The sequence below is a fragment of the Prevotella mikamonis genome (genome assembly GCF_055381405.1).
In genome coordinates this window covers 909,494-921,566 of record NZ_AP035785.1, presented here as the reverse complement: position 1 = coordinate 921,566, position 12,073 = coordinate 909,494, and the positions used below count along the sequence as shown (strand labels likewise).

Annotated in this window: 7 protein-coding genes; all 7 read right to left on the bottom strand. The window is 43.3% G+C overall.

The window, feature by feature from the left end; translation table 11 throughout:
- Positions 1 to 14: 14 nt before the first annotated feature.
- The 7 genes from ACZ42L_RS04030 to ACZ42L_RS04000 all read right to left on the bottom strand — a co-directional run bounded on the left by ACZ42L_RS04030 (position 15) and on the right by ACZ42L_RS04000 (position 12,006).
- On the bottom strand, positions 15 to 629 hold the full coding sequence (locus tag ACZ42L_RS04030) for a hypothetical protein (protein ID WP_464706719.1): 615 nt from the start codon (positions 627 to 629) through the stop codon (positions 15 to 17).
- Positions 630 to 635: 6 nt separating this feature from the next.
- Positions 636 to 1,670 (bottom strand): DUF4302 domain-containing protein, encoded by a 1,035-nt coding sequence (locus ACZ42L_RS04025; protein WP_464716697.1) that lies wholly within the window; start codon positions 1,668 to 1,670, stop codon positions 636 to 638.
- 1 nt (position 1,671) lies between these two features.
- Entirely contained in the window at positions 1,672 to 2,664 is a 993-nt protein-coding gene (locus ACZ42L_RS04020; RefSeq protein ID WP_464716696.1) for a putative zinc-binding metallopeptidase, read from the bottom strand.
- Between the two features lie 44 nt (positions 2,665 to 2,708).
- Entirely contained in the window at positions 2,709 to 4,223 is a 1,515-nt protein-coding gene (locus tag ACZ42L_RS04015) for a RagB/SusD family nutrient uptake outer membrane protein (RefSeq protein ID WP_464716974.1), read from the bottom strand.
- 18 nt (positions 4,224 to 4,241) lie between these two features.
- On the bottom strand, positions 4,242 to 7,625 hold the full coding sequence (locus ACZ42L_RS04010) for a SusC/RagA family TonB-linked outer membrane protein (protein WP_464716695.1): 3,384 nt from the start codon (positions 7,623 to 7,625) through the stop codon (positions 4,242 to 4,244).
- 43 nt (positions 7,626 to 7,668) lie between these two features.
- Entirely contained in the window at positions 7,669 to 9,915 is a 2,247-nt protein-coding gene (locus ACZ42L_RS04005) for a TonB-dependent receptor family protein (protein WP_464716694.1), read from the bottom strand.
- Between the two features lie 471 nt (positions 9,916 to 10,386).
- Positions 10,387 to 12,006, bottom strand: a complete 1,620-nt coding sequence (locus tag ACZ42L_RS04000; protein WP_464716693.1) for a glycoside hydrolase family 10-like protein — start codon at positions 12,004 to 12,006, stop codon at positions 10,387 to 10,389.
- Positions 12,007 to 12,073 lie beyond the last annotated feature (67 nt).

Genomic DNA, 12,073 nt, shown 5'->3' with positions numbered 1-12,073 from the left:
GAGAATCTATTTGTTTAAGGTAAAATAATGTAATTACAATAAGGCTCCTTTAACTCATTAGGACCCTCGTCGTTTTGATATTGCTCGGTCTTCAATTCTGGGGTAATCACCAGTTTATCGTCGGAAACAGCTTTGATACTAGCACTTACTCCTGATGAACGAGGTCCTCTTCCGATAACGCATAAATACATGGGATAGCCTGATGATACCTTTATTCGTTTACGGAATCTTTGTCCATTCTTCATTTGCCCCTTATCGTCTTTATTGTATTTATTCTTGCATACGATTTTTTTCAGCTGTTTGTCGGCATCAATGTATTTAATGATATACTCTGCTGTAGGTTCTTTTACCAATTCGCCATTTCGGTCTTTTTCCCAGAATTTGCATTCTAGTGTAACTTCGTATTTGTGCGGATTCTCGGTTATCTCTACCCCTGGATAGCGGTAGGCTTCCAGCGCAAGCCGTGGGTCGCATAGTTGGGGTACCATGTCTTCGTAAAAAACGGGGGGCTGTTCGAGTTTCTTGAACGGGAAAAGCTTTTCGTAGTCTTCTTCTATTTGCTCAGCGTCGTTCACTCCACAGGCTGCAAGCAAAGGTGCAAGCAATAGTAATATCCATATTTTTTTCATATTATTCTAATCTGCTTTAATTTGTATTTTATTCTCAATTTCGGCTATATAACCCGTAAATTCCCCATCTGGTGCTAAATGCTTGGCCACCAAGCGAGTGGTATGTAGATAAGGATCGTAGACCTTTACCAGCTCACATACAAACTTGTCACCTTCTCGTTTGAAGTCGTAGAAAATGCGTTGCTTGTCATAACGCAATCCGCTATGGAATGTAAGTCCCTGTTCTGTACCTACAAAACCAGATCCAAGTCCCTTGATTTCGTCAGGGAATCCATCGGGGAAAGCACTTGGTTTGCTGCCGAAAAGGAAAAGATGGTAACGCTTTGCAATTATCTCGCGTATTTGAGTGGCGCTCTTTGCATGGGTATCACTGCGGAAGAAGGTGCGCCCTCCTATGCGGATATGCAACTGTGGATTAGGCATCTGCTCAAAGAATCGACGATTCTTGTATGCTGTAGTTAAATATTCTACGGAGGAATTAGGTTTGTCGAGTTTTGTAAATACAATATACTCGCATGCTGGTTTGTTGTAAGAGGCTGTCTTGAACAATAGACTGCCATCGTAATCATAACCCATAAACAGGAAATCGGATGAGCCTCCAAAGCGATCGTTTACCAACTCGTGAATAGAATTATGCGTGGTAAAGCTCAGTTGGGTGAATGAGTTTTGTCGTATCTCAAACTCACTGGTTTGAGGAGTGGTAATCGTCTTCTCATCATAATCAGCCGTTATAGCCACTTTCCCCTTATCGTCAAATTTCATGATATAATAATATCCTCCGTAGCCATAGCGTCCGTTATATTGATATTTACCTATCACTTCGTTGGGATTTGAGAACAAAAGGGAGTCGGTTTTGGGGAAATAGATAACTTTCCACCCATACGGAGCTTCGACAAGTTGTTTTCTCAAGTCAGCTGTTGCATTGCGGTTTCTATCAGACGGTGAATCGTCAAAACGATATTCGGCATTACCTGTACAGCCTGTCCAAAACAATAGTACAGACAAAAGTGGAACGATATATAAACTATATGCTTTTTTCATCTCAACTAACTTTGCTTTTATTATTCTTTTTCACGAAGTCGCCCATGCGTTTCAGACTAACTAATTGCAGACGACTCAGTTTGATACCGACATTCTTTTCAAAGTATTGCTCAACAAACATTTTCTTCTCTACGAACTCTTTATAAGCTTGTTCTGCCTCTTTTTTATACTGATTTTTGATTTCTTCATCTTCGTTTTCTTCGTAAGAATAAGGCTTCTTGGCATTTAGCTCAGCCTTTTTAATATCGGCAGGCGTATTAGTTATAATAGAACTTATAATCTCTGCAAAATCATCGGTAGGCGAGAAGAATGAATGGAATGTAAAAAAGGCGTTGTTGCTGGCATAGTCGTTGAGCCCAAATCGTTCGTGAGGGTCAAGTGTATTCCGTATAGCCGATGCAATCACGTCAGAGGCGAAAGTGTATCTACGCTGACTGATGCTCATAAAGGCATCGCGATTATAAGGGAAAATATCCATTAATCGTTTGGCAAACTGGTGGTGCACACTACGCATGAGGATAAAAATTTTTTCGGAATTTGCCGGGTCGAAAGTGTTAACATTATAAATATACATTTCTGTCGCTGCCGCATTGGCATTACAAATAAGTTCTACACCATTGGCGTCTAGGTTTTTACCGCCGAACATATAAATACGTATGGGAGCCTTTCCTTTCATAAAGTCAGGGCCACCAATGTTTGGTTGTGTATAAGTTTCGAGCCAAAGATACTTGATTGTTTCGAGTACTGCCTTTACCTTGTCACTCTTCGGAGGATAGGTATAACTCTCTGCCTGGGCATAATTTCTGTCCCAACGGTATTCCACGGCAATGTTATATGGCTTGGTTATGTGCTTGTATATCCAAGTGTCGAGTTCTGTTTCTTCATGTTGGCCACGGTAACTGTCAACTACACTGTCTGTAGAGAGTTTTTCGTCAGAACAACTAACGGCCAGTAGGGTGAACAGAAGAAGAAATAATATTTGCTTATTCATCATTCAAGACGTTTAAATCGTTATCATTATAAGTATAAAATCTTATTTTATCGAGTATTAGGTTCTAATCCACGGCGTATGGCTTCAGTGGGAATTTGGAGCAGCTTGCGAGGGTCTTCTTGCGTTAGTGGGCGGTAAAGGCTGTTCTTGGATGAACGAGATACTGGCAAATAGAAACGGCGAATATCGAACCAACGTAGCCCTTCGTGCAGAAATTCCTTTTGTCTAAAATCAACAATGGTCTTGACCAAAGCCAATTGCTTGATTGACAATCCATAGAAAGGTTTGTAGATAGTATAGTTATTGACACTGGTTGTTGTAAACGATTCACGGCCACAAGCTGGTATCAAGCCAAATTTAGAACGCAAATAGATGAGTAAATCATCAATGGAGCGCACATAATCATGCTGCATTGCATAAGCCTCCATACGGTTAAACAGCACTTCTTCTACCGAGAAAAGCACATTGGTAACATAGAGTCCACGAGGTTTCGATCCTGTATACCCGTAGAGTGACAGTTCGTCAAACTTGGCCATATAGCGTCCATCGGTCACTGGCGAAGGTGAGGCCGAGAAAGTGTATGCGCCTTGTTGGGACAGATTCAGGTCTTTACTGAATTCGCTGCATCCTTCAATACCTTTCTTATCGAAAATACTTTGCATGAGATTATAGGTAAGGCCATATTTTTCTGTAGGCATATTACGTTTCTGTCTTGATTCCGTGACAGTTAACATAATATTAGCGGGTTCTTCCAATGATGTATAGATTGTATATAGTGAAGGGTGATTGAAAAACAGTTTATGACTGTATTCTGTCCAATTACGCAACAACTTACCGGGATCGCGGCCTAGTACATAGTTGGCATATTCTACTACTTTATCCCATTTCCCGTACATTAGATAGAATCGTGAAGCAAAAGCACAGGCAGCCTGTTTGGTAAAATGAAACTTAGGTTTGGTATAATATGAGTCATCTACCAAAGTAATGCCTAGTAACAAGTCTTTCTCTATCTTCTCATAAACATCTGCTACTGTCCCTCTTTTGTAATCTACAAGTGCATGCTTCTCCGGTTTGGTAAGATATGGTATACCTGGCGAAGTGGTTGAACGCTGTGAGCCATAAGGCTCTGCCCAGATATTGACCAGCATAAAGTGCAGATAAGCTCTAAGTAAGAAGGCTTCACCGTAGAGAGCTTTCACACGTGGAGTCTTGGGATAGGCGGCCAGCAATTCAAGAGCTTTGTTAGCCTGAGCAATCCCCGCATAACAAGCGTTCCAATAGTTAAGGGGGGTATCCAGGTCTTCTTGGTCATAATCGACCCAATAGTACATAGCCTCATTGAGACTATTATGGATACCATTTACACGCTCGGTGACATTGTCGGTGCGCGTTTCCAAAAACTCAAAGTAACTGGCATCAGGGTAAGCTCCTGTGAGCATCTCGGCAATTTTATCCTCTGAGTTCACATCTACGTCAATCGCCGAGTCTGGACTCTCGTCAAGATAACCATTGCAAGCACATAATAGCAGTGATATACAAGCTGCAAATGTTTTTGTTTTCATCATTTACTATATTTCCGTTTACAATCCTAAGTTGATAGTTAAGGTATATTGTTTGGGAGTTGGTAGTGATACGCCACCCGATTTATAAAATTCCGGATCCTGTCCATTCAATTTCTTGTCTGCATAAATCAAGAATGGATTGGTAACATTGAGCTTTATACTGGCCATTCCCAGTCCTAATTTCTTGGCTGCAACCATAGGTAGGTTATATGTAAGTGCTATATTCTTCATACGGATAAAACTGCCATCGGCCACACGCAACTGTGAATAGTTATAGGTATTGTATGCTTTTTCTATATTCTCACTTCCATAGAGTCTTATCAAATCAGCTGATGGTAATACCGGTACATCTGTCTTTAACTCATCGCCGGGATTAAGCCAACGGTTATAATACTCTTTTGTAAAGACATTCAAATCTGCAAAAGCTGGGTCAAAGGTCGGATTAAGTCTTATTTTGTTACCAGCCTGCATCGTCATGAAGAGACTTAATTCCCAACTTCTATAGCGGAATGTATTGGACAAGCCACCTATAGTGGTGGGTTCTATCGGACCATGATAGATAAGATAGCTTTTAGAGTATTGCGTATCAAGGAAGTCTGCACCCGATATGCGTGAGTTCGCATCTTTATTCAGTGGATATAATCCGAAATCATAAGTGGGTAGACCGGAAGCATGATCAAGTCCTTGGAAATTGAATGAGAACAATGAACCTTTCGGGAAGTCTACGATATTTCCACGCCCTGCACCAGCCACCATATCAAATGTATTTGGGGTATTGAGTAGACGGGTTATTTTCTGACTCATATAGCTGATGGTGAAGCTGGTAGCCCAACTAAATTTCTCAGACATGATATTTTTCGTACTCAGTGCCAGCTCGATACCTCTTGTGCGCATATCACCGAAGTTAGCGTATTTATAATACTGACCACCCACACCCGATGTACGTACCAAGTCGATAAGGTCGAAAGAATTACGTTGATATATATCTACATTAGCCGTAATGCGATTATTGAAGAATCCCATGTCGAGACCAAGATTCAGCTCGTACATTTTTTCCCATGTCAAATCCCTATTTTCCAAGTGTAGAATCTTTAGGGCATTTTCACGGTCTTCCAATCGGAAACGGTTGATTATAATGTTCTTATACACCGCATTCGAGTTGATAGCCTGTTCGTTCATCTTGGCCGTCAGACCGTAACTGGCGCGTAATGCCAGTTGGGAGAAAACTGTATTCGACTTCATGAAAGTCTCTTGGTCTATATTCCATTTTGCACCCACATTCCAAGTTGGCAACCAACGCGCCCTGCTGTTGCGCCCCGAAGCGTTAGAACCTTCGTAATTGACAACTGCGTTCATAATGTATCTGCCATCGTATCCGTAAGTGCCACTGGCAGAAAACGTGACACCTCTATCGCGCATATCGGTCAGCGAGAAGTAACTTGTACCTTCATTGGTGAGTTTTTGGAAAATACGCGAATCTGTAAAAATCTGGTTTCCTCTGTCATACTGGATACCATAGCCCTGGAAAGGATTGGAGGTGCGGTCGGCATATCGAAGTTCGGCAAAACCAAAGGCACGCAGTTCGGTCTTTTTCCACCGACGGTTGTAGTCTATAGCCAAGCGTCCCATATAACTTTTCATTGAAGTCTCGGTTTTGTTGAATACTCCTCCTTGGGTAATGGCGGGTACAGGCTGTTTCAGTGGGTTGTTTTTGTCTCTCAACAAATAAATGTTTTGCTCAGCTACATAAGGTGTCTCTGCTGCACGATAGGCCTGTATCACATTCGAATGCTCGGTTATCTTGTGGGCATTGCTGGTATAGGCATGTCGTACAGAAAGAAGTGTCTTGATTTCCAGATGTTGGTTCAGTTTGTATGATGCTTCAGTCTGTAACTTGAAATCAAGGAGATTTACCTTCATATAGTTATTATCATATTCATTCAAGATGTTGAACGGTGTCCAGTTATTGCGGTAATACTCCAACTGCCCATTTGTATTACGTGGACGCAAGGTGCGGCTAGTTCCTACTGCATACGAGAATGGATTGATATCGAAATCGCGTTCAAAAGCCCCCAGTGTGGTATTCTTACGTTGGGGTACGGTGCCTGGCGCTTTCTGGTTGCGCAGATTACCTTGGGCAGAAAGGGTAATACGGAATTTATCGCCCATATAGAACGATGTTTTTAAGTTGGCTGTCAGACGACTGACATGGTCTGTGATGGTCCATCCTGCATCGTTGTAGAATCCGATAGAACCATACGAGGCAGAGTTGCTGCCTCCTCCCGAAAAGGTCAGTGTATGACTGGTAATCGGTTTGAGCGTAAACAATTCCTTGAACCAATCTGTATTAGCATATTCCCGCTCTTTGAGAAATGCTATTCTTGCTGATTCTGTATTCTCTAAAGGATAGTTACCTGTATGTGCATCGGGGGTAGAAAGACTTTTGTAAAGTTGATAGTAGATACCGCTTCTACGACCGTAAAGTGCCTCCCTGAGACCAAAATATCCCTTGCTCTCCATCTCTTTATACACCGACATCGTTTCCTGCGAGTTAAGTAAATCAAAATCATTGTATGTAGGGCGTTGACGGAAACTAGTTTCTAGCGAGTAGGAGAGCTTTGTAGGAGTTTCACGCTTGCCACCTTTAGTCGTAATCACGATAACGCCGTTAAGGGCACGTGCCCCATAGAGCGAAGTGGCAGAGGCGTCTTTGAGTACCTGAATGTCTTCAATGTCGGCAGCATTGATACCTGCCACTGCCGAGCTGATAAGCGTTACGGCATCGCCGGATGCCAGTTGGTCGAGGGTAAGCGATACTATATCCTCGTAGACAGCACCGTCTATGACCCATAGAGGTTGCACATTGCCAATGATAGAAGCTCCTCCGCGGATATTGATGCGCGGAGCTGAACCAAAACTACCAGTGATATTCTGAATAGAAAGACCAGCTACACGACCTTCGAGCATGCGCGAAACATCGGCTACGCCTTCAAGTTTTACATCGTCAAGCTTTACCTGTGAAGATGCTCCCGTAAAGAGTCGTTTGCTGATGTTCTGGTATCCAGTGATAACCACATCATCAATCATATGCGAGTCGTCTTCCAATTGAATATTGAGTTGTTTCGAACTGATTTTAATACGTTTGGTCTTCATGCCGAGATACCTCACTTCTAGTGTTTGGCCAATGGCGGCATTCAAGTGATAGTGACCGTCGGCATCAGTAAGGCTGCCCCCTTTTGCACCTACCAATTTAATAGTAGCACCAGGTAGCGGTTCACCGTCGGCATCGGTAACAACACCCTTCACTTCTCCAGATTGACTGCTTTGAGCATATACCATAGATGGGTGAATAGCCAGTACTAAGGACGTAAATGCTATTGCGATGAGAGTTGATAATTTCATTGATTACTGTTTATTGTTGAAAGAAAGCGATTGAATTTCTATGTTAGAACTGTATCTTGACACCACCAAAAATGCCGAAAGGATGGCCAGCGCGCAATCCCGATGGATGTCGCGAAGCCAGATATACCTTATCCGTAAGGTTTACGGCATTCAGCGTCAGTGTTACCCATCTGTTGACGGCCATACGAGCTGAGGCATCAAGGATTATATGTGACGGAATCTTGTGGCTATTGGCAATGTGGCCTTGTCCGGGTACAGTACGCATGTCGCCGTTGTATTTCATACCGAAAGTCAGTTCATAACGTCCATATTCCAAGCCAGTTTGCATGTTGAGCGAATGTTTGTAAATATAGGGAATCTCATCGCCTACGAATACATTTCCCCATGCACCACTGACAAAAGAATTTTTCATCTTTGTATCGGTATAGGTGTATGACAACTGAAGAGGCAGACGCACCTTCCATGCCATTGGTAATGGCTGCCATCGTACAAGAAACTCCAGACCTTTTACATCGGCTTTACCTACGTTGAACTGGTCAAGTGTCCCACTTCCGCCTGAGGCTGCAAGGTCGCTGCCCAGCATATTGCTGTAGGCATTGAAAAAGCCAATGAACTCCATACCGAAATTAGGGGTAGAGACACGGACACCCAGCTCCATGTTGACACTGTTTTCTGCCTTTTGGTAGAGTTCGGCACTGGGAGGAGCAAATCCCTTGTGTATGCCGAAGAAAAGCGATGCTACATCCAGAGCTTGCCAATGCAATCCTAAACTGGGAATAAAGGCACGGGCATGGTTGGGAGTTTCTATGCGTATATGTCCAGTACGCTGTAAATCGGCAGTGGTATAGTCTTTCTTCAACAGGTCTACGTCTTCATAGCGAAGGCCAGTCGTCAAGGTGAGTGTCTTATAATTAAGTTTTGTGAGCACATAACCCGACCAAGCTTCAGCAGAGGTCAGGCGGTTGGCATTTGTTCCATGCAAGCCTGGCACAAACAGTTTCATTTGGCCGCCCGTCATAGAATAACCGTCGTCCCACTGAAAACGGTCTTCCTCATCGCGATGATAACGCAATCCACCTTCCAGATTAATATAAAAATCTTTGATGTTAAAACGGTATTCTAGCTTTGCCTGTAAGCCACGCGAGCGATAGGTGCGGTTGTTGGCACGTATGATGAGTGCTTCACCGTCATAGTCTACCTTGCCCGTGAGAATATCAAAATAGCGACTGTTAGTCTCCGGATCTTCCAATATCTGTGCAATGGAGCGTTTCTCACCCTTGGTGATGCCCACCCTGGCATCGTTCAGCTTGTACCAGTTGCGATGGAAATAATTGTAATAGGCATTGGCTGTCAGTTTCAGACGTTTTTTCCAATCCATATTGTAAGTGGCGACCCATTGGGTGTGGTGAGTAGTGAGATTGTCCATCTTGGAACCAGCATAGCGCAGGAAAGGGGATGCCTTGAAATCTTCCTCCGACAAGCCTACATAACTTTCATCAGAGTTTTCGTTGGCAAATCCAAATTTCAATTCCAGCGAGTGATTCCAGTTGGTGATGCCGGCGGTCTTGAATAATAATTTGGCAATAACGTCGTTGCGCCCGAATCCAAATTTATTGCCTTCTGCACTGCGTTTGAAACCATCGGACTGATAGCGCAAATATTCTACCATATAGCCGAAATGTCGCCAAAGATCACCTATGTAAGCGTGTCCTTTGAGAGTATTGTTCGAGCCATACGAAATATCGGCTTTGCCCGTGAAATGCGTAGGAATAGGTATCGACACCATATTGATAGCACCACCCGTAGTAAAAGGTCCGTACTGTACCTGGCTGCTTCCTTTCAATACTTCGACTGCGTGCATACGTGCGGCATTGGGGAAATAGTAGGCAGCCGGGGCAGAGTAGGGGGCTGGTGCAGCGAGTACGCCATCTTCCATAATCGTGATGCGCTCGCTACGCTCGGCTTTTGTACCGCGGAGACTGATGTTAGGACGGAGTCCAAAACCGTCTTCCTCATACATGTTCACGCCTGGAACAGCCTTGAGCATACGGTTAATATCAGTATATCCGAATTTACCCAGTTCTTGGGGCGATACGTAATAAGCAGACCCCGTGCGATTGCGGGCTTGGAATTTACTGCCGAGTATTTGTCCTGCCGATACAACAACTTCTTTCAGTTGTTGTTCCTTATAAACAAATCCTGATAAAGAATCCTTCTGCTGAGCGTGACCTTGAGTTAATACGAATATGAAATAATAAAGAATTAAATAATAAATTTTTATATTATTCATGATGAATTGAAAGCATGTGGCTTCGAATAAGCCATCCTTTAATGTTAATTACGTTTTAATTTGAGTGCAAAGTTAATAACGCTTTATAATCTTTGCAATAACAATTAATAGGTATTTGTTTTATACAATCTTTAGAAATACCCGTCGTGTACAGCTTTCTAACCATCACTGTTTAGTATTAGGTTGGAGGTGTTTACTGCATTGGCAAGTCTTTTGCTTAGGTGGATGAGATGGTAATAAAATAGGTCTGTCCGCAAATAAGGTGTGTGGATGGTGTTGTATATTTTAATCATGCCTTTTCTGCAAAGGCTTGGCAGTGTTGCTGTTCGGGCTGTGCAGCACTGCTGTTTGGCCTAGGCAGTAATGTTGCTGGTATCTTGCAGTGAAATAAGGAGATGGTTGGTTTCTTCTTAAGTGTTTCTGTTTGTCAGTTTAAACCGTATTTCTTGGCATGCAAGGATATTCGGCCTATCACCGTTTAATGGTGAAATAGCCGATACGATGGCTCTGTCCGTTGGCACTCAGGGTGCGCAATATATATGAACCGTTGGCTAGTTGGCGTACGTCTACACTATTGTTGCTTACGTGGGCTGTTGATAGAAGGACGCCGGTCAGACTTGTGATAGCTACGGTGAAACTAGGCTCGTCTTGTAAATAGGAGGTAGGAATCGTCACTTTTTGGCCGTTGCAGGGTAAAGATACATTTACTGTCTGTTTAGGAGAAGCCTGTCCCACGGTACTGGGCTGGCTTTCTGTACCATATCTGTTCATAGTTGTGACGGCGTAATACATGTCGGGATTATCTATTTCCAGATGGTCTGAGCCGACTTTTGCAGCTATCAGATTGTTGCCGTCTGATATATCGACAGGCCATGTGTCGCTGCTATATATATTATAATAGGTGTCATCTTCTTTCTCCCACTTTAATGTCTGCTTTTCTAATCGGAGATTCTCTGGTGCAGTAGGTATATGGTTGGAAGCCCACGTCATAGGGGGTACTAGGGTAGGATGCTGATTGAATTTCACGGTGAAGTCGTAAATGCCTTTCAGATTATCGGTGAAAAACTTGCTGCGGAAAAAAGCATAGCCTAAATTGTAACTGCGCAATACGTGCATTTCGCGCTCAATGACGTTGGAATCCCAGTTTTTTTCTTTCGGTGACATGAAATAGATGCCTAGTCCCGGTACGATAATTCGTCCATTGGATTGTTCGGCCCAATCAATCGCGAAAGGATAGAATTGGTTGCCACGAAAATACATCATGGGGAAAAGTTCGTCCATCAGGCCATTGCGCAACCATCCTTGTGCGTCTTGGCAAACCTTGTTGTAGGCATTCCAACCATAGCTCTCGTATCTGGTCAGGTCGTCGGCTTTGCCCACAGGCGAGCAACTGAGCTTTACCCAAGGTTTCTTGCTCTTGACGGTTTGATGTATGCTGTTGACAATATCGGTGATATGCCGGCGTGCCTGATCTTTAGATACTTTGATATTCCATGTTTCGGGATAACGGATATAGTCGAGATGAATGCCGTCGACATCATAGTTGTCTACGATTTCGCCGCATATCTTGCTGAGATAAATGGCTGTACGAGTATCTTCGGGATTCATGTAGCCCTCGTCGCCAATCTTTTTGAGCGACGTTACTCGTTTGCTCCTTAGGTTCTTGATGCCTGTTCCATTCCACTTACCTACAGGTATTGTCACAATCCATGCTTGTAGTTCCATGCCCCGTTTGTGGCATTCCTCGATGGCAAACTGTAGAGGGTCGTATCCGGGTGAGAGTCCTGGAATGCCGCTGACACAACCATCCCATGGCTCATAGCGCGATGGATAGATTACTGTTCCACGAATGCGGGTCTGCAACAGCACCGTGTTGATGCCGGCATCTTGCAATTTATCAAGGATTTGGATAAGTTCTTGTTTTTGTGCTTCGATGGAGTAAGCCGAACGTGCATAACGATGAGGCCAGTCCAGTCCGCCGATGGTTGTGAGCCATACAGCGCGAACTTCGTATTTGCTCTTTTGTGCTAAGACCGAACTGTCGAAACATACAAGAAACAGCGCTATGATAATTGTGATTATTCTATTCATCTATTGGGTGATTGTTATTGCAAATTGGTCACAAAGGTACTTATATTTTTTCTCTTTTCAAATTTAA

Coding starts and splice junctions, on each gene's coding strand:
- ACZ42L_RS04030 (WP_464706719.1), bottom strand. CDS start 629: ATGAAAAAAATATGGATATTACTATTGCTTGCACCTTTGCTTGCAGCC.
- ACZ42L_RS04025 (WP_464716697.1), bottom strand. CDS start 1,670: ATGAAAAAAGCATATAGTTTATATATCGTTCCACTTTTGTCTGTACTA.
- ACZ42L_RS04020 (WP_464716696.1), bottom strand. CDS start 2,664: ATGATGAATAAGCAAATATTATTTCTTCTTCTGTTCACCCTACTGGCC.
- ACZ42L_RS04015 (WP_464716974.1), bottom strand. CDS start 4,223: ATGAAAACAAAAACATTTGCAGCTTGTATATCACTGCTATTATGTGCT.
- ACZ42L_RS04010 (WP_464716695.1), bottom strand. CDS start 7,625: ATGAAATTATCAACTCTCATCGCAATAGCATTTACGTCCTTAGTACTG.
- ACZ42L_RS04005 (WP_464716694.1), bottom strand. CDS start 9,915: ATGAATAATATAAAAATTTATTATTTAATTCTTTATTATTTCATATTC.
- ACZ42L_RS04000 (WP_464716693.1), bottom strand. CDS start 12,006: ATGAATAGAATAATCACAATTATCATAGCGCTGTTTCTTGTATGTTTC.